Source organism: Chryseobacterium sp. Leaf201, from assembly GCF_001421435.1.
GTDB lineage: Bacteria > Bacteroidota > Bacteroidia > Flavobacteriales > Weeksellaceae > Chryseobacterium.
Map to the genome: position 1 here is coordinate 129,197 of NZ_LMKA01000001.1, position 16,029 is coordinate 145,225.

General features: G+C 40.1%; 20 protein-coding genes. 8 read left to right on the top strand and 12 right to left on the bottom strand.

Annotated features, from left to right (window positions below; translation table 11 throughout):
- Window position 1 precedes the first annotated feature (1 nt).
- The 3 genes from ASE55_RS00640 to ASE55_RS20570 form a co-directional block, all read right to left on the bottom strand.
- The gene (locus tag ASE55_RS00640) at window positions 2–433 is read right to left on the bottom strand and encodes an energy transducer TonB (RefSeq protein ID WP_056214086.1); all 432 of its coding nucleotides are present in this window, start codon (window positions 431–433) and stop codon (window positions 2–4) included.
- Between the two features lie 40 nt (window positions 434–473).
- Window positions 474–899: an energy transducer TonB gene (locus ASE55_RS00645; protein ID WP_056214090.1), complete on the bottom strand. Its 426-nt coding sequence runs from the start codon at window positions 897–899 to the stop codon at window positions 474–476.
- A gap of 61 nt (window positions 900–960) precedes the next feature.
- On the bottom strand, window positions 961–1,173 hold the full coding sequence (locus ASE55_RS20570) for a hypothetical protein (protein WP_056214092.1): 213 nt from the start codon (window positions 1,171–1,173) through the stop codon (window positions 961–963).
- Between the two features lie 48 nt (window positions 1,174–1,221).
- On the opposite strand from ASE55_RS20570, the gene ASE55_RS00655 reads away from it, so the two are divergent.
- On the top strand, window positions 1,222–1,611 hold the full coding sequence (locus ASE55_RS00655) for a DUF2809 domain-containing protein (RefSeq protein ID WP_082474307.1): 390 nt from the start codon (window positions 1,222–1,224) through the stop codon (window positions 1,609–1,611).
- On the opposite strand, the gene ASE55_RS00660 is transcribed toward ASE55_RS00655, so the two are convergent.
- From ASE55_RS00660 to ASE55_RS00670, 3 genes are all read right to left on the bottom strand, one after another.
- The gene (locus ASE55_RS00660; protein WP_056214094.1) at window positions 1,612–2,526 is read right to left on the bottom strand and encodes a YARHG domain-containing protein; all 915 of its coding nucleotides are present in this window, start codon (window positions 2,524–2,526) and stop codon (window positions 1,612–1,614) included. It abuts the gene before it with no gap.
- The gene (locus ASE55_RS00665) at window positions 2,523–3,161 is read right to left on the bottom strand and encodes a DUF2306 domain-containing protein (RefSeq protein WP_056214097.1); all 639 of its coding nucleotides are present in this window, start codon (window positions 3,159–3,161) and stop codon (window positions 2,523–2,525) included. Before ASE55_RS00665 ends, ASE55_RS00660 begins: the two co-directional genes overlap by 4 nt.
- Window positions 3,162–3,281: 120 nt before the next feature.
- Window positions 3,282–4,484 (bottom strand): NAD(P)/FAD-dependent oxidoreductase, encoded by a 1,203-nt coding sequence (locus ASE55_RS00670; RefSeq protein WP_056214100.1) that lies wholly within the window; start codon window positions 4,482–4,484, stop codon window positions 3,282–3,284.
- A gap of 112 nt (window positions 4,485–4,596) precedes the next feature.
- Here ASE55_RS00670 and ASE55_RS00675 point away from each other — a divergent pair, with 112 nt between their 5' ends.
- Window positions 4,597–5,088, top strand: a complete 492-nt coding sequence (locus tag ASE55_RS00675) for an acyl-CoA thioesterase (protein WP_056214102.1) — start codon at window positions 4,597–4,599, stop codon at window positions 5,086–5,088.
- Window positions 5,089–5,168: 80 nt separating this feature from the next.
- A complete protein-coding gene (gene thiL / locus ASE55_RS00680) occupies window positions 5,169–6,230 on the top strand; it encodes a thiamine-phosphate kinase (RefSeq protein WP_056214106.1) in 1,062 nt (353 codons plus the stop codon).
- 72 nt (window positions 6,231–6,302) lie between these two features.
- Here thiL and ASE55_RS00685 read toward each other — a convergent pair whose 3' ends face one another.
- Together ASE55_RS00685 and pepT are read right to left on the bottom strand one after the other, a co-directional pair.
- Window positions 6,303–6,551: a hypothetical protein gene (locus ASE55_RS00685; RefSeq protein WP_056214108.1), complete on the bottom strand. Its 249-nt coding sequence runs from the start codon at window positions 6,549–6,551 to the stop codon at window positions 6,303–6,305.
- A gap of 166 nt (window positions 6,552–6,717) precedes the next feature.
- A complete protein-coding gene (gene pepT, locus ASE55_RS00690; protein ID WP_056214111.1) occupies window positions 6,718–7,965 on the bottom strand; it encodes a peptidase T in 1,248 nt (415 codons plus the stop codon).
- 351 nt (window positions 7,966–8,316) lie between these two features.
- Between pepT and ASE55_RS00695 the strand changes: the two genes are divergently transcribed.
- Together ASE55_RS00695 and ASE55_RS00700 are read left to right on the top strand one after the other, a co-directional pair.
- Entirely contained in the window at window positions 8,317–9,165 is an 849-nt protein-coding gene (locus ASE55_RS00695; RefSeq protein ID WP_056214115.1) for a hydroxymethylglutaryl-CoA lyase, read from the top strand.
- 30 nt (window positions 9,166–9,195) lie between these two features.
- Complete coding sequence (locus ASE55_RS00700; RefSeq protein WP_056214118.1) at window positions 9,196–9,597, top strand: OsmC family protein; 402 nt, start codon at window positions 9,196–9,198, stop codon at window positions 9,595–9,597.
- 46 nt (window positions 9,598–9,643) lie between these two features.
- Here the strand turns inward: ASE55_RS00700 and ASE55_RS00705 are convergent, their stop codons facing one another.
- The 4 genes from ASE55_RS00705 to ASE55_RS00720 all read right to left on the bottom strand — a co-directional run bounded on the left by ASE55_RS00705 (window position 9,644) and on the right by ASE55_RS00720 (window position 12,191).
- Window positions 9,644–9,970, bottom strand: coding sequence for an SUF system Fe-S cluster assembly protein (locus ASE55_RS00705; RefSeq protein WP_056214121.1), 327 nt, complete (start codon window positions 9,968–9,970; stop codon window positions 9,644–9,646).
- A 3-nt stretch (window positions 9,971–9,973) separates the two neighbouring features.
- Entirely contained in the window at window positions 9,974–10,678 is a 705-nt protein-coding gene (locus ASE55_RS00710) for a 3'-5' exonuclease (protein WP_056214124.1), read from the bottom strand.
- 65 nt (window positions 10,679–10,743) lie between these two features.
- Window positions 10,744–11,091, bottom strand: a complete 348-nt coding sequence (locus ASE55_RS00715; protein ID WP_056214126.1) for a tRNA-binding protein — start codon at window positions 11,089–11,091, stop codon at window positions 10,744–10,746.
- A 173-nt stretch (window positions 11,092–11,264) separates the two neighbouring features.
- Window positions 11,265–12,191 carry a DUF3078 domain-containing protein gene (locus tag ASE55_RS00720; RefSeq protein ID WP_056214129.1) on the bottom strand — a complete coding sequence of 309 codons (927 nt, stop codon included), beginning with the start codon at window positions 12,189–12,191 and terminating at the stop codon, window positions 11,265–11,267.
- A gap of 271 nt (window positions 12,192–12,462) precedes the next feature.
- Between ASE55_RS00720 and ASE55_RS00725 the strand changes: the two genes are divergently transcribed.
- The 3 genes from ASE55_RS00725 (at window position 12,463) to gdhA (ending at window position 15,926) form a co-directional block, all read left to right on the top strand.
- Complete coding sequence (locus tag ASE55_RS00725) at window positions 12,463–13,233, top strand: rhomboid family intramembrane serine protease (protein ID WP_056214132.1); 771 nt, start codon at window positions 12,463–12,465, stop codon at window positions 13,231–13,233.
- Window positions 13,234–13,267: 34 nt separating this feature from the next.
- Window positions 13,268–14,377 carry a DNA-processing protein DprA gene (dprA, locus tag ASE55_RS00730; protein WP_056214134.1) on the top strand — a complete coding sequence of 370 codons (1,110 nt, stop codon included), beginning with the start codon at window positions 13,268–13,270 and terminating at the stop codon, window positions 14,375–14,377.
- Between the two features lie 190 nt (window positions 14,378–14,567).
- Window positions 14,568–15,926, top strand: coding sequence for an NADP-specific glutamate dehydrogenase (gdhA, locus tag ASE55_RS00735; protein ID WP_056214137.1), 1,359 nt, complete (start codon window positions 14,568–14,570; stop codon window positions 15,924–15,926).
- Window positions 15,927–16,029: the final 103 nt, after the last annotated feature.

Here is a 16,029-nt window from a genome sequence, read left to right on the forward strand (position 1 = left end):
ATCATTTTTGTGTATCAAAATGCATTGTCATTGGAATTCTAAATTTGTAGCGGACTTTTTCACCGTTTCTTTCCGCCGGAATCCATTTGCCTTTAATTTTTGAAATGGCTCTTAAGGCTTCCTGATTAAATTGTTCATTATCTCCGATCGCTCTTATATCTGTCATGGATCCATCCGTAGCAATGATGAAAACAATTTCGCAGGTTTCTTTTTTTCCTGAATAAGCAATTTTTTTCTCCCGGAAATTTTGATAAAGCATCTTTTGGAAAACTTCATTCCCTTTTGAGAACTGAGCGGGCTTTTCTGCATCAATTGTTGCTCTGCCATTTTTCTCTCTTATCACCAGTTCGTTCAGTTCCGTTGTTGCAATCGTCTGTTCCTGGGCCGTGATAAAACCGCTATATGCCAGACAAAGGATTATTATGATCTTCATAAGTAAAGTGTATGCAAAAATAAGCCTTAGCCGCAAAATATCAATACTTTTTTAAAGTCAGAGGAAAAGTATACAGGTAACGGACCGGTTCACCGTTGATGGTTGCAGGCTTCCACCTTACAAACAGCCTTCTTACCGCTACTTCTGCAGCCTGGCCGTGCTGCTTGTTGTTGCTTACGGCCGTTACATATCTTACATATCCGGTTTTCTCTACAATAAAATAAATACGGGTATTGATCTGCTTGGATTTTACATCAATAACATCCATCTTTTCGGCAAACTGTTTTTTGAAAGTCTCCATGCCGCCGGGAAATTCGGCGGGGGTATCTGCTTTGGTAACCGCATCATCGAGTTTCATTTTTGTTTTCAGAACCGCGTAATCCGGAAGCTGGGATACAGAAGCGTACTCCTGTGCCGCGATTGAAACGCTGAAATATAAAGCTAAAAAAAATAGGATCTTTTTCATAATATGCAAAAATAAAATATGTTTTCAGGACAGCAAAAAAAGCACCGAAGCCATCTTCAGCTTATGCCTCAGATGGAGTAACCATCCATTTTACCAGTAAAAACAGCAGGGTGAGTATAGAAAATACCGTAAAGCCTGAGAAAATTCTTAATAAATGGGTTTTAATTTTTTTGTCGGGCTGCTTTATCTTTAATTTAGCAAGTGCAATAAAGCCTGCATAATACATGCATAACAGGACCGGAGGAATAAAAATTAAAAATATAAAATCTGCCATATCGATAATGATTAATTTAACAGCATTCAGGCTATAATATACATTCAGATGATCAAAATAAAATTCAGTACAACCTATTTTCTGCTTACCCTTCTGCTTTTTATCACGGAGGTATTAATTGCCACAAAGTTAAAGGATATTTTCTTTGTAAGGGCCTATCTCGGGGATGTTATTGTCGTGATGCTGCTGTATACTTTCATCAAAAGTTTCCTTGTCATTAACCGTAATGATCAGCTTATTGCAGGAATTTTTGTTTTTTCCTGTTTCATAGAACTTGCGCAGTACTTCAATATAGCTGAACGTTTAGGGTTCCGGCCCGGCAGCCTTATGTATATTGTCATCGGGAATTCTTTTTCCTGGATTGATATTTTGTGTTATGCCGCCGGATGCCTGCTGATGTTTTTATTTTTAAAAGTAAAAAGTAAAAAAATACATTGATTATCTCCCGAAGCTGTCGTATTTATCCTCAGCATATTTGATGAAGCGGTTGAGCAGGGCTACATTTTCTTTTTCCATTGCTGAAAGGTCATTGTCTACATTATTTGAAATGGGGATATACCAATCTGTCTGCTCAAAGAAATTTCTGTAGGTAGCTTTTTTAAACGAGTAGCCATGTCTGGCAAAAACCGAGTTTTTAATGATTTCCATATCTAATTTCCGTAGATTTTTAAGGTCTTTTTCGGTCAGCTTCTGTTTGGAAGCATTGATTTTAAATACCGCATCAGAAGCAATCCTGTTTTTGGAGGCTGTATAACTTTCCGTCTTCCCGGTTTCTTCATCCGTATATTTCTCAACAAAATTTTTCGGATTTTCCCAGTCGATCAGGTCATTATCCGGGCTCAGCATAAAGTTCGGGTTGTAAGCAAACTCCTTTCTTACCAGTCTCACCAGCTTTGAAGGTGCTTTTACCGCAGATTTATTAAATGCATTCCAGTTTCCCGTAAGGCTGTCATTGTTTAATGTAACCTCGAACCTTCCGTCCGTTTTATCATTGCCCGGCTCATCCAGCACAAAAGATTTTGTTGTTTCATTAAAGATCCCTCGGAAGGGCCTCTGGTTTCCGTCTACGATGCTTTGTCCGTAAACACTGTCTCTGGTAATCCTGTTGATTTTCAAAGAAATTTTCTTGAATACTTCACCTTCATATTCTTCACCTATTTCAGGGATGATGATCTCTTTTCCGGCAAAATCGCCCATGTAAATGCCGTAGTATTCCTTGTAAATTTCAGGAGCCACCACAGAGTCTTTTTTTGCTGAAAGGCTTTTTGAAGAGGTATCTGCCGGTGAATCTTTTTTGCAGCTTATTACGCTGGCCGTCAGTAATCCGGCTAATGCTAATGGTACAATTTTCATATCTGTTTTTTTGTGATTAAGTATTCAATTAATAATATATTCGGAATCCAGCCCAGCCATGCAATAATCTGATAAACATCCATCGGATTCGGATGGAATAAATATACAATAATTACCTTCCACATTCTTAGGGTGATTGCAGATAATGTAAGGGCAAAGCTCCGCCACATCCACTGTTTATGTTCCTTAAACTTTTTCTGCTTTGCAAGCTGATAGGCTTTAAAGGTTGAAAACCACCACATACATCCCAGAATAACGAAAGAAATTTTCGATAAGATTCCGCCATTGGCGAAAATCCCCATGTAAATTCCGGATGGTGCTGCAAGAATTAAGATGAGAAAAATATAAATTTTCCCTGCGTTTTTATGGAAATTTTTTAATCCGAAATTTTTTCTGAGCATGGCTGAAAATCCGCACAGCAAAACAAAAATACTGGTATAAACGTGAGTGTAGAAAAAATAAAGATACTCCGGCCGCTGCCCGATTTCTGTCTGTTTGATCATTAAAAAGCTTACATCCGTTTTTAAAGGAATATATTCTAATGTGATTTTCAGCATCAGCCAAAAGAAATATCCGAACCCGATGATTAAAAGGGTTTTAAGTGTGTTTGGAATATTTTTTTTAGCTAAAAGCATTTTAACTGTTTGTATTCATTACCATAAATTTACATCGGGTTTGTCATTTCTGATGAAGCAAGAATCTAAGTTGTAATAATTAAGATTTTTACTCCATTTGTTTCGTTCTGAATGACCGGTTTATAAATTATTTAAATTCTGCGCAATCAGCCATGCCTCACTCCAACACGCCTGGAAATTAAAGCCGCCCGTAACCGCATCAATATTTAAAACTTCCCCGGCAACGTAAAAATCAGGTAAAATTTTTGAAGCCATGTTTTTAAAGTTAATTTCCTTTAAATCAATGCCTCCGGCGGTTACAAACTCATCTTTAAAAGTCGATTTCCCGGTTACCCGGAATTTCTTTCTGCATACGTTTTCAAGAATAGTCTGCATTTCCTTTCCTGAAAGCTGTGCCACCTGTTTATTCAAATCAACCTTTGAAACTTCCAGAATCCTTTGCCAAAAACGGTTTGTGATATCAAATATTTTTGACTGCCCGATGGTTTTTTTCGGATTCGACTGCCTGAAATGCTGGAATAATTCTTCCGCATCATCCATATCTTTGGAAATAAAATTGACTTCAATTTCAAAGTTATATTTTGCTTTCGCCAGGTTGATCGCTTCCCATGCCGAAATTTTCAGAATCGCGGGACCTGAAAGTCCCCAATGTGTAATTAACAGCGGTCCGCTTTCTTCCGTTTTTAAGGCCGGAATGGATGTTTCCGCCATTTCAAAGCTTGTTCCGGCAAGATCATTCAGCAAGTCATCTTTAATATTGAAGGTGAAAAGTGACGGAACCAGATCAATGATTTTATGGCCTAAATTTTCAATCATTTTCAGTGATTTCGGGGAACTTCCGGTTGCATAGATCACAAAATCAGCCTCAAAATCGCCCAGGCTGGTTTTAATGATATATTTCCCGGCTGATTTTTCAATTTCCTTAACGGAGCACTTCGTCTTTACCTCAACATTTTTCTGTTGGATTTCCTGCAATAAAGTATTGATAATGGTCTGTGAAGAATTGCTTTCAGGGAAAACCCGGTTGTCATTTTCTATTTTCAAAGGCACGTTGCGCTGCTCAAACCAATCCATGGTATCACCCGGCTGGAATTTGGTAAAAACACTTAACAGTTCCTTGTTTCCACGGGGATAGAACTGAACCAGTTCCCGCGGATCAAAGCAGGCATGGGTTACATTGCAGCGGCCTCCCCCGGAAATTTTAACTTTCTGAAGGACATCCGAATTCTGTTCGAGAATCGTAATTTTATATTTTGTTTCGTCAAGGTTGGCTGCACAGAAAAAGCCTGATGCACCGCCCCCGATAATGATAATTTGCTTCATAGTCTTTTAATCTTATGCTCAAGATTATTTTTGCAAAACTACAATTTTTATAAACCATCTTATTTGAGTAATTTTGAAGAATATAATTTAATGATACTAAACAGATTTCTAAATGATATTTTACCATAAATTCGAAGTACGCTGGAGCGATCTTGATGCCAACAAACATTTGGCAAATTCATCGTATGTACAATATTGCGCACAGACCAGAATGGCTTTTATGAAGCAGGAAAAAATGGGTGTTACCCAGATGAGCCGATGGGGAATAGGTCCGGTGATCATGCATGAAAGATTTTCTTTTTTCAAGGAAATATTTGCAGATCAGACCGTTATTGTAAGCCTGGAAATTGATGGCTGTGCGGAAGACTGTTCCGTTTATCGTTTCGTGCACAAATTTTATACGCCTGAAGGGGAGCATTGTGCCACCGCAGAAGCAACGGGAGTATGGATTGATACGATGCTGAGAAAGATGACCACGCCGCCGGAAGATGTGGTAGAAGCAATGAATAAATATAAATCCCCGGAAACCGTAGTTTTAACAAGGGAGGATTTCAAAAAACTTCCTTTCCGCCCGGAAAATATTGATCCGGCAAAACTTAACTAATTATGATAGGAGATAAATGACTTATAATAAACTTTTAAAATCATTTGTCGCCGATCAATCATTACTTATAATTAAAAGATATGTTTGAAGATAAAGAACCGGAATTAACACCGATTTCAAAATTAGGGGAATTCGGACTGATAAAACATCTGACAGAGCATTTTCCGTTAGCCAACGGATCTTCTGAGCTTGGGGTGGGAGACGATGCAGCTGTTATCAATCCTGGAAATAAAAAAGTAATCCTTACCACCGATGTTTTGGCAGAAGGGGTACATTTCAATTTAGGTTACGTGCCGTTGAAACACCTGGGGTATAAAGCTGTTGTGGTGAACCTGAGTGATATTGCAGCAATGAATGCAACGCCGACACAGATTTTAGTTTCCCTGGCGGTTTCCAACCGTTTTCCGGTGGAAGCGATGGAAGAGATCTATGCCGGAATCCAGACGGCCTGCAAAAGGTATAAGGTTGACTTAATTGGTGGAGATACAACGAGTTCCAATGCCGGACTGGTGATGAGCATTACTGCTATCGGACTTGAAAATGACGAAAATATTGTGAAAAGAAGTACCGCAAAACCAAATGACCTTCTTGTGGTAACCGGGGATTTAGGCGGAGCATATATGGGACTTCAGATCTTAGAAAGGGAGCACGCGGTGTTCTTGGCCGATCCGAATATGCAGCCTGAAATGGAAGGCTACGATTATATTCTGGAAAGACAGTTGAAGCCGGAAGCAAGAACCGATGTAAAAGCAATTTTAGAACAACTTGATATTAAACCGACTTCGATGATTGATGTTTCAGACGGACTTGCTTCGGAAATCCTGCATCTTTCTGACCAGTCACAGGTTGGATTCAGGCTGTATGAAGAGAAAGTTCCGATGGATAATCTGACGATTACAACGGCAGATGAATTTAATTTAAATCCGGTAATGGCCGCTTTAAGCGGAGGTGAAGATTATGAACTGCTGTTCACCATTTCTCCGAATGATTTCGATAAAATGAAAAACCACCCTGATTTTACGATTATCGGCCACGCCGTTGAGAAAGAAGAAGGAAACTTTATGGTAGCCAGGGGCTCTAATCAATTGGTTGCTTTAACCGCGCAAGGCTGGGATGCTTTTCTTGGAAATCAGCAAGGATAGAATAAATAAATAAGTAAGGATTATAAAGAAATAAACCCCTGTCAGCGATTAAATTCTGACAGGGGTTATTATTTAGTAAGGCTGCTGATCAGTACATCTTGGATCTCCGGGAGGGCAATTTCCACCTCCGCCACCACCCGGGCCGCCGCCTACAGCAACACAGGATCCTGGATTTCCGTCATCATTCATTTCGCATGCTTTTCCATAAGCACATTCACAGTCTGTCCAGCAATAAGCAGAATCCCCGTTGCTGTGACAGCTATCTATTCCGCCGAGAATGGTGGATAAATCTTTTCTGAAAAGTTTTTTGATATTTTTCATGAGTTAAAATTTTGTGGTTTGCATTGTTGAATATAATAAAATTATCAATAGAATAACTATATTAGTGGGAATAATTTATATATTGAGTGGGATTCATGAAAAAAGCCTGGCAGATACCGGGCTTTTCTATATATGATACGTTAATTTTATAATGAATAGGTTATCATTATTTTTTAACAATATTAATAATCACCTCAACGGCTTTCTCCATGCTTTCCAGTGCTACATATTCATACGGTCCGTGGAAATTCATGCCGCCGGCAAAAATATTCGGGCAAGGTAATCCCATATAGGATAATTGCGCTCCGTCTGTTCCTCCTCTGATTGCTTTGATTTTAGGCTCGATTCCTGCTTCTTTCATGGCTTCTGCGGCAATATCAATGATGTGCATTTTGCCTTCAAACTGCTGCTTCATGTTTCTGTACTGCTCTTTAATCTCCACTTCGGCCGTTCCTTTGCCGTGTTTTTGATTAAACTCCGCTACTTTTTCTTCCATGAATTTTTTTCTTGCTTCAAATTTATCAGCATCGTGGTCACGGATGATGTACTGAAGTTTAGCCTCGGAAATATCAGCATTTAGGTCCATTAAATGATAAAATCCGTCAAAACCTTTCGTGGTAGCCGGCGTTTCATCAGCCGGAAGCATCTGGGCAAATTCTGAAGCTAAAAGAGCTGCATTTACCATTTTTCCGTAAGCATAACCCGGATGAACACTCAAACCATGGATTTTCACAACAGCGCCTGCCGCGTTGAAGTTTTCATATTCCAGTTCTCCCACTTCACTTCCGTCCATGGTATAGGCAAATTCTGCCCCGAATTTGGCAACATCGAATTTATGTGCACCTCTTCCGATTTCTTCATCGGGCGTAAATCCTACAGCAATTCTTCCATGCTTGATTTCCGGGTGGGCAATCAGGTATTCTGCGGCCGTTACAATTTCTGCGCAGCCGGCTTTATCATCAGCGCCGAGAAGCGTGTTTCCGTCTGTTGTAATTAATGTCTGGCCGGTATATTGTTTTAAACTTTCAAATTTTGAAGGCGATAAAGTAAATCCTGTAGCCTGATTCAGAAGCAGGTCATTCCCGTCATAATTTTCCCAAACCTGAGGCCTGACATTTTCCCCGCTGAAATCCGGCGAAGTATCATAATGCGAAATAAATCCAATTGTAGGCCGGTCATTATTTTCAAGGTTTGAAGGGACGTAGCCCATGATATAACCGTTATCATCAATTGAAACATCCTCCAGGCCGATGGTTCTTAATTCTTCAAACATATGTTTTGCGATGTCCCACTGTCTTTCTGTAGAAGGGGTTGCTTCACTTTCTGCATCGCTGGTCGAATATATTTTTACGTAAGTAAGAAAACGGTTCAGTAACTTTTCTTTCCATAGTTGGTTAAATTCTATTGCGCTCATTATTCTTATAAATTTTATGCAAATATACAATGTAATTTTCATAAGCGATGGGATCGCCGAAGGGTGTTCTTATTTCCGGTGATCTGGCTATTATGTTTCAGGCATCAAAAGAATTATAAATTGTGGTGATCAAATTCTGAAGCCAGATCATCAGTTCTATTTTATTGTCTGATATTATTTCAGAACGTGCTTATATTCCTCACCCGGTATAAAGTATCCGGCATCTTGATATCCGGCATTGAATTTTTAAATCGGATATAAAAGATTGAGAATCAAAATAATGTTACCTTTGTTCAGTGCATAAACTAAATTGTTTAGTTTTATTATATTTGAAAAAATCAAAAAGTAAAAATGTTTCTTACTGAATGTCCACGAGATGCCATGCAGGGTTGGGGAGAATTTATCCCCACAAATCAAAAAATAGACTACATCAATTCTTTAATGGATGTGGGTTTTGATGTCCTGGATTGCCTGAGCTTCGTATCTCCCAAAGCAATTCCCCAGATGGCTGATTCTGCTGAAGTAGCCGAAAATATAGATAAATCGCGTTCTAACACGAAAGTTTCCGCCATTGTAGCCAATTACAGAGGGGCGGAGAAAGCGCTGAAACATCAGTCGGTGGATGTGATCGGGTTCCCGTTTTCCATTTCCGAAACCTTCCAGCACAGGAATACCAACAAAAGCCAGGAAGAGGCTTTTGGTGAGACGGTTAAAATGCTGGAGCTTGTGAAACAGGAAGGGCGGCAGCTGAATATTTACTTTTCCATGGCATTCGGAAATCCGTACGGTGAAATGTGGAAATGGGAAGATGTGGATTTCTGGGCACAGCGGTTTTCAGAAATAGGCGTTAAAGATGTTTTACTGTCTGATACCACAGGAGTTGCCACACCGGAAAGCATTGCTCTGCTGTTTGAAAAAATACCTTCAAAATATCCTGATATCAATTTCGGGGGACATTTCCATAACCGTTATGAAGATTCCTATTCAAAATTAAAGGCGGCGTATGACCAGGGCTGTACAAGATTCGACAGTGCCATTAAAGGGATCGGAGGCTGCCCGATGGCAAAAGACGACCTGGTTGGCAATATGCCTACGGAACAGGTGATTAATTTTATGAGCGTAGAAAAAGCGGAACACAAATTGAATCTGTTAAACTTTGAAAGTTCTTACAATAAAGCAAAAGATATCTTTCATTTTTAAAAAACAGGTCTTTTTTTAAACTTAAATATTATGACATCAAAAATAACATACATCGGCGGACTGAGGTGTTCAGCAGAACATTTACAGTCCGGAACCGTCATTGAAAGTGATGCGCCGACAGACAATCACGGGAAAGGAGAAAAATTCTCACCTACAGATTTATGTGCAACCTCTCTGGCAGAATGTGCACTGACTACAGTTGCTATTCTGGGTAAAGACAGAAATATAAATATCGACGGCGCGTACTGCACGCTGCAGAAAATTATGAAAACCGAACCGAGAAGAATTGGCGAGATCGTTTGTAATTTTGTGTTTCCGGGTACTTTTTCAGACGCACAAAAGGCATTTATTGAAGAAACCGTTCACAATTGCCCGGTTTCAAGGAGCCTTCATCCGGATCTGGTACAGACCATGATTTTTATATACCAATAGAAAAACCGCAGAAATCTCTGCGGTTTTTTATTTTTAAAATCTGAATTTAAAGCATTCCCAGCTCAAATTTCGCCTCTTCACTCATCATGTCTTTGTTCCAGGTTGGTTCGAAAGTAAGTTCCAGATCTACTTCTTTCACATTTTCCACTTCTTTCACTTTGTCCTTAACCTCCTGCGGAAGACTCTCTGCAACGGGACAGTTAGGGCTCGTTAAGGTCATTATGATTTTAACATCCGCATCTTCGGAGATCTGAACATCATAAACCAGTCCCAGTTCGTAAATATCTACCGGAATTTCAGGGTCATACACGGTTTTCATGACTTTGATGATTTCTTCACCAATGTCAGCAATCTGATCGTCTGTAAATTTCATTTTTTAATCTAAATTGATATACCTTTTCAACAAATCTTCCTGACGCATGCGCCGGAAAATGTTTGCCAAAGTTAACACATCTTTTTCACAATAGTCAACAATTCGCTGCAAGTCTTTCTCTATGTAGTAGATTGATGAAACCATTGATCCGTCAATATCATCTTTAGGTGTAGGAATCCCGAAAAGATGGGCCAGGAGTTCAAGCGATACAAAGCTTTTGTAATCCCCGAATTTCCACAGTTCCATGGTATCCAGATGAGGAATTTCCCATGGCTTTTTTCCAAACATCTGAAACGGTACGGGAGGCATTGTCCCGTTGATTAAAAACCGCCTTGCGATCCACGGGAAATCAAATTCTTTTCCGTTGTGGGCACAGAGGATCACGTCCCGGAGCCGCGGACTGTTGAAAATCTCTCCGAATTCAAGCAAGAGCTTTTTCTCATCATCACCGGCAAAGCTTTTTATTTTTAAGGTGTCGTTTTTTTCAATCATCCCGATCGTGATGCAGATGATCTTACCGAATTCAGCCATGATACCGGCTTTTTCCGAATAAAATTCCTCTGCCGTGCCTTCATCTTTTCTCTGGAACCTGGTTTTTTTATCCCAGAGCATCTGTTCTGTTTCTGATAAATGTTCCCAGGCCCCGAAGCCCGGAACCGTTTCAATATCAAGGAATAAGATTCTTTCTAAAGGGATATTCTGTATCATTGGTTTTTAATTTTTGATGAGTTGAGCTGACAAATGATGAGGTAAATTTGTATGTCAGATTGAAATTAACCGACCGGCATTCCGTTTTTTGCGGGCAGGGAAGGGGTAAGAAGGGTAACTTCTGTTTTATCTTCACCGTAAACCCCTAGCACCAGGCATTCACTGAAAAAGTTGGCAATCTGTTTCTCAGGGAAATTAACAACAGCCAGGATCTGTTTTCCCATCAGGTCTTCTTTTCTGTACAATGAAGTAATCTGTGCGGAAGATTTTTTAATACCTAATTCTCCGAAGTCTATTTCCAGCTGATAAGAAGGGTTTCTGGCTTTTTCAAAATCATTTACAGAAATAACAGTGCCGCATCTGATGTCTATCTTTTCAAAATCTGCCCATGAGATTTCAGGTTTTATAGTCATGATATTGATGGATTAATTATATATTTGATTTTAGTACTGATTGATATTGCAGGCATCTGAACCCGCTATAGACAAATGTATTAAATTAATGAAATCTACAGTAATTTTCAAGCCGGAAATTCCGGACGGGCCATAAACATTATCAAAGTGTACTCAGGATTTTTGAAGATCCGCTACTTTTTAATCCACCACTGGCTGTCTTTTCTGTCAGATCTTTTTACACCGTTATCCAGCAGATAGGAAAACCCGACCCCCAGTGTCTGTTTCAGCTGTGTCCTTTTAATCTGGTTATGGTCATACATAAGGTCAACCGTAATATTGGAAGAGATAAATTTATTCACTTTCAGGTTTAAAATCATTCCGTATGACAGTACCAGTCTTTCGGGATGGTTAAGATAATTGGAAAAAACAGAAGCGGTATTGGTAATATGGATGTTTTCCATCAACTTGAATTTATACAGAGCTGTTCCCAGAAAACCGAACTGCAGCAAAGAGTTATCGCCGTCAGCTTTTAAGCCGTATGTTCCCGCGGTCTGCAGTTCTTTGTCTAAAACCAGAGTCCATCTCGCGTTGCTGGGGCGCAGCGTAACATTTACATTGTCGCTGGGCCTGTAGGTGATCCCCATCCCGAGGTTCAGGTAGCCGGGGGCCATAAAATTGGAGATTTTCTTGGCTTCAGGATTATTGCCGTCCTCATATCCTACAGTAAACTGAGACTGCACGCCTGCTCCTACGGAAAGATACCAGCTGTCTGAAACCTTCCTGCCGTAATTGGTGGAAACATTAATGACATCCTGGGTTTTTCTGATTCCCAGTCCTTTGGTATCATTCTGACCGTAATTTAAAAGAATAAGATTTTCCCACAGGTCCTTGTCTTTTTCATAGGTAATGTTGTAATCAACCCCCAGAAGCCAGCCTACGTTATTTGCTCCTCCGCCAACCCAGTTTGAAAAGGCCGCCTGGTTGATCATTAAAGACTGTTTTCCTAAAACCGACCAGCTTTTTACCGTATCGGTAACCATAGAATCTTTTTTTATTTCTTCCTGTGCGCTGGCAAAAAAACCAGAAGAAAAAGTAAGCAGTAATAAAAACTTCTTCATTATTAATGATTTCATTTCACAAAAACTCTGCACAAAAGTATTAAATATAAATTTGACGCCTTAGGGTTAAACGCTTCAGCATTTTCCATGATATAGCATTATTCACTGTTAATTTTACTTGATTTTGAATATTTCAATGACAAAACAGTACAGGAAAAGCGAAAAGAAGTGAAAATCATTACTTTTTGGCTGAAACAGTTTAAAGACAAAATAATTCATCGACAATTTTTCCGAAATTTATCATTGGCTTTTCATTTGACGTAAAAACGGTATGTTAAAAAACAATGTAATTTCCAAAAAGGCAATCGTCAATCCTTTGCTGATGCTCATGGCCATGTGGTCTGGCTATTTCCTGCAGCTGCACGGCTTTTTTGGAAGTTGCTTCGGCGCTATTATCCCATTGCTGCCGGAAGGCCTGCTGGGGATTTTAACCGCTCCGCTCCTGCATGGGAATATAGATCATATTATAGGAAATTCTATCCCGATTGCGGCGCTGATGTTCCTGTTGTATCAGTTTTACCCTTTGGTGGCAAATAAGGTTTTCGTTATAGGATGGCTGGCCACTGGGCTGCTGGTCTGGCTCCTTCCCCCGATTGATATCATGACGGGACATTACCTTTATACCTGTACCATCGGGGCGAGCGGCGTAGTCTATGTACTGGCTTTTTTCCTGTTTTTCAGCGGCATTTTCAAATGGAATATGACGCTGCTTACCATTTCCTTACTGGTCGTTCTGTATTACGGAAGCCTGATTTGGGGGATGCTGCCGGAGGAACTGTTCAGCAATCTTGAAGAGCCCAGTAAAATTTCCTGGCAGGCCCACCTTGCTGGAGCCGTGGTAGGGGTTACCCTGGCCTTTATGTTTAGAAGGGTAGGGGATAAAAAGAAAAGATACATCTGGGAATTCCCGAATTACTACAGCGAAAAAGATGATAAGCTCTGGCAGGAATACAAAGAAAGCCACCCTGATGATTTCCTTGAGATGCCCTACAAGAAAAAAGATGACATCTGGGACCGCCTGGATGAATTGAGAGGAAAATAAAAGAGAATTTCCTACATTTGTGAAAACAGCACAAATGTACTCTGAAGAACATCTTTATGCCATTGCTTTACGCCAATGCGCCTTTATCGGTGATATTAATTTTTACAAACTGGTCCGTACTTTCGGGGGTGCCAGACAGGCCTGGGAACAGACAAAGAACGAATATAAAAAACTCGATGGTTTCGGGAAGAAAATGATTGCCGATATCGGAAATCCCGAACATCTGAAATTCGCCGAAGAAGAACTTAAATTCTGTGAACAGAACAGCATCAAAATTAATCTCAGGCACCTTAACGGGCTTCCGCAGCTTTTAAACGAATGCGATGATGCCCCGGCGATTCTCTACCAGAAAGGGAATTTGGATGACCGTAAAGAAAAAGTGAGTATTGTCGGTACCCGGAACATGACTTCTTACGGAAGCCATTTTATTCAGGATTTTTTTGAAGAAACACAATCCTGCCGTTACAGTTCAGTGAGCGGCCTGGCTTTAGGTGTTGATAAAGAGGTTCATGAGCAGTCTATCCTGCGAAGTATCCCTACTGTCGCAGTGCTGGCTCACGGCTTTCACCTGTTATATCCTGCAAAAAACAGGAAGCTGTCTGAAAAGATCCTGCAGGAAGGTGGTGCCTTACTGACTGAGTTCAATTCGTCCCGGAAACCGGATCGGGAAAACTTTATTCAGAGAAACAGGATTGTTGCCGGGATTTCACCTTCCACCATTGTTGTGGAAACTGCATTCGGGGGCGGATCAATCAGTACCGCCACATTTGCCAACCAGTATAACCGGGAAGTTTTTGCACTTCCGGGAAAGATCACCGACAAACAGAGCCAGGGGTGCAACCATCTGATTTATCAGAATAAGGCCGCGGCAATTTCTACCGTTAAAGATCTTGTAGATAACCTTGGATTTAATAAAGCTGAAGCGAAAACCGGAGACCTGTTTCCCAAAAGCGAAGTGATGGTCCAGTTAACTGAGATCCAGAAATTAATATTATCTGTTATTTCAGACCATCCCAAGATTTCCCTGGATGATATGATTGAGAAAATCAGTCTCTCTTCCCATAAAATTTTACCGGTAATTTTAGAATTGGAACTTTTAGGGAAAGTAAAATCACTTTCGGGGAGGCAATTTATAGCCATATGACAATTAATGATTTCTTAATATTGCATTGTTTTACAGATAATATTTACTTTTTAATAATATTAACGGGTAAATTATTGATTTAATAATATTAAGTATTTATTTTATTAAACTTTAAACAATCATCAATTAAGGTGTTGTGAATCTTGAAAAAAAAATTAAATTTGTTGACAATAATATTCAACCCTAATATATGGAACAATATAATATTGACCAGAAAATCCAAGAATTTATAGCAAAAATTGAGGCCAAAAACCCTAATGAGCCCGAGTTTTTACAAGCCGTAAAAGAAGTTGCTGTTACCGTAATTCCGTTTATTATGACGAAAAAGGAATATACGGGAATGAAACTTCTTGAAAGAATGGCGGAAGCTGAAAGAATCATCATCTTCAGAGTTCCATGGGTTGATGATAAAGGCGAGATCCAGGTAAACAGAGGTTTCAGAATTCAGATGAACTCTGCCATCGGACCTTACAAAGGGGGAATCCGTTTCCATCCTACCGTGAACCTTTCGGTACTGAAGTTCCTTGCTTTTGAACAGGTATTTAAAAATTCCTTAACCACACTTCCGATGGGAGGCGGAAAAGGAGGTTCAGACTTTGATCCACAGGGGAAATCTGATATGGAAGTAATGCGTTTCTGCCAGGCTTTCATGACGGAGCTCTGCAAGCACATCGGTCCGGAGACTGACGTTCCTGCGGGAGACATCGGTGTAGGAGCAAGAGAGATCGGCTATTTATTCGGCCAGTACAAGAAAATCAGAAATGAATTTACGGGCGTTCTTACCGGGAAAGGCCTTGCTTATGGAGGTTCACTGATCCGTCCTGAAGCTACAGGTTACGGAGTGGTATATTTCGCTGAGCAGATGCTTAAGACTATCGGGCAGACTTTCAAAGATAAGACAGTAACAGTATCAGGTTTCGGAAACGTGGCCTGGGGTGTGATCAAAAAAATATCTGAACTTGGAGGAAAAGTAGTAACGATTTCCGGACCGGACGGCTATATCTATGATAAAGACGGTATCGACGGAGAAAAAATCGATTACTTACTTGAACTGAGATCTTCAGGAAACAACAGAGCGGAGGATTATGCTAAAAAATATCCTTCTGCAGTATTTTATGCAGGGAAACGCCCTTGGGAAGTAAAATGTGATGTAGCCATCCCTTCTGCTACCCAGAATGAACTGGATCTTGAAGATGCCAAATTACTGGTAGAAAACGGATGTCTTTGTGTAACTGAGGCAGCCAATATGCCTTCAACATTAGACGCGATCAATTATTTCCTGGATAACAAAGTATTATTCTCTCCGGGGAAAGCTTCCAACGCCGGCGGTGTTGCCACCTCAGGATTGGAAATGACGCAAAACTCCATCCGTCTGAACTGGACTTCTGAAGAAGTGGATGCAAGGCTGAAAGAAATCATGATCGGGATCCACAAAGCATGCAGAGACTACGGAAAAGAGGAAGATGGTTATGTAAACTACGTAAAAGGCGCCAATATCGCCGGATTCGTAAAAGTTGCAGAAGCCATGTTAGCTCAGGGAGTCGTATAAAACATAAATAAAGGTTGGGGAATCCCGGCCTTTTTTGATATAACCCTGTTCCCGGGAATATAAATGGGAAAAAAGTAAAAAGTGAAAGGAGAAAGCGTTGAAT

Excerpts from the sequence above, each read along its gene's own strand:
- ASE55_RS00725 (WP_056214132.1), top strand. The coding sequence starts at position 12,463 with ATGTTAAAAAACAATGTAATTTCCAAAAAGGCAATCGTCAATCCTTTG.
- ASE55_RS00695 (WP_056214115.1), top strand. The coding sequence starts at position 8,317 with ATGTTTCTTACTGAATGTCCACGAGATGCCATGCAGGGTTGGGGAGAA.
- ASE55_RS00640 (WP_056214086.1), bottom strand. The coding sequence starts at position 433 with ATGAAGATCATAATAATCCTTTGTCTGGCATATAGCGGTTTTATCACG.
- ASE55_RS00645 (WP_056214090.1), bottom strand. The coding sequence starts at position 899 with ATGAAAAAGATCCTATTTTTTTTAGCTTTATATTTCAGCGTTTCAATC.
- ASE55_RS00675 (WP_056214102.1), top strand. The coding sequence starts at position 4,597 with ATGATATTTTACCATAAATTCGAAGTACGCTGGAGCGATCTTGATGCC.
- ASE55_RS00720 (WP_056214129.1), bottom strand. The coding sequence starts at position 12,191 with ATGAAGAAGTTTTTATTACTGCTTACTTTTTCTTCTGGTTTTTTTGCC.
- ASE55_RS00665 (WP_056214097.1), bottom strand. The coding sequence starts at position 3,161 with ATGCTTTTAGCTAAAAAAAATATTCCAAACACACTTAAAACCCTTTTA.
- ASE55_RS00700 (WP_056214118.1), top strand. The coding sequence starts at position 9,196 with ATGACATCAAAAATAACATACATCGGCGGACTGAGGTGTTCAGCAGAA.
- ASE55_RS00705 (WP_056214121.1), bottom strand. The coding sequence starts at position 9,970 with ATGAAATTTACAGACGATCAGATTGCTGACATTGGTGAAGAAATCATC.
- pepT (WP_056214111.1), bottom strand. The coding sequence starts at position 7,965 with ATGAGCGCAATAGAATTTAACCAACTATGGAAAGAAAAGTTACTGAAC.
- ASE55_RS00685 (WP_056214108.1), bottom strand. The coding sequence starts at position 6,551 with ATGAAAAATATCAAAAAACTTTTCAGAAAAGATTTATCCACCATTCTC.
- ASE55_RS20570 (WP_056214092.1), bottom strand. The coding sequence starts at position 1,173 with ATGGCAGATTTTATATTTTTAATTTTTATTCCTCCGGTCCTGTTATGC.
- gdhA (WP_056214137.1), top strand. The coding sequence starts at position 14,568 with ATGGAACAATATAATATTGACCAGAAAATCCAAGAATTTATAGCAAAA.
- ASE55_RS00660 (WP_056214094.1), bottom strand. The coding sequence starts at position 2,526 with ATGAAAATTGTACCATTAGCATTAGCCGGATTACTGACGGCCAGCGTA.
- ASE55_RS00670 (WP_056214100.1), bottom strand. The coding sequence starts at position 4,484 with ATGAAGCAAATTATCATTATCGGGGGCGGTGCATCAGGCTTTTTCTGT.
- thiL (WP_056214106.1), top strand. The coding sequence starts at position 5,169 with ATGTTTGAAGATAAAGAACCGGAATTAACACCGATTTCAAAATTAGGG.
- ASE55_RS00715 (WP_056214126.1), bottom strand. The coding sequence starts at position 11,091 with ATGACTATAAAACCTGAAATCTCATGGGCAGATTTTGAAAAGATAGAC.
- ASE55_RS00710 (WP_056214124.1), bottom strand. The coding sequence starts at position 10,678 with ATGATACAGAATATCCCTTTAGAAAGAATCTTATTCCTTGATATTGAA.
- ASE55_RS00655 (WP_082474307.1), top strand. The coding sequence starts at position 1,222 with ATGATCAAAATAAAATTCAGTACAACCTATTTTCTGCTTACCCTTCTG.
- dprA (WP_056214134.1), top strand. The coding sequence starts at position 13,268 with ATGTACTCTGAAGAACATCTTTATGCCATTGCTTTACGCCAATGCGCC.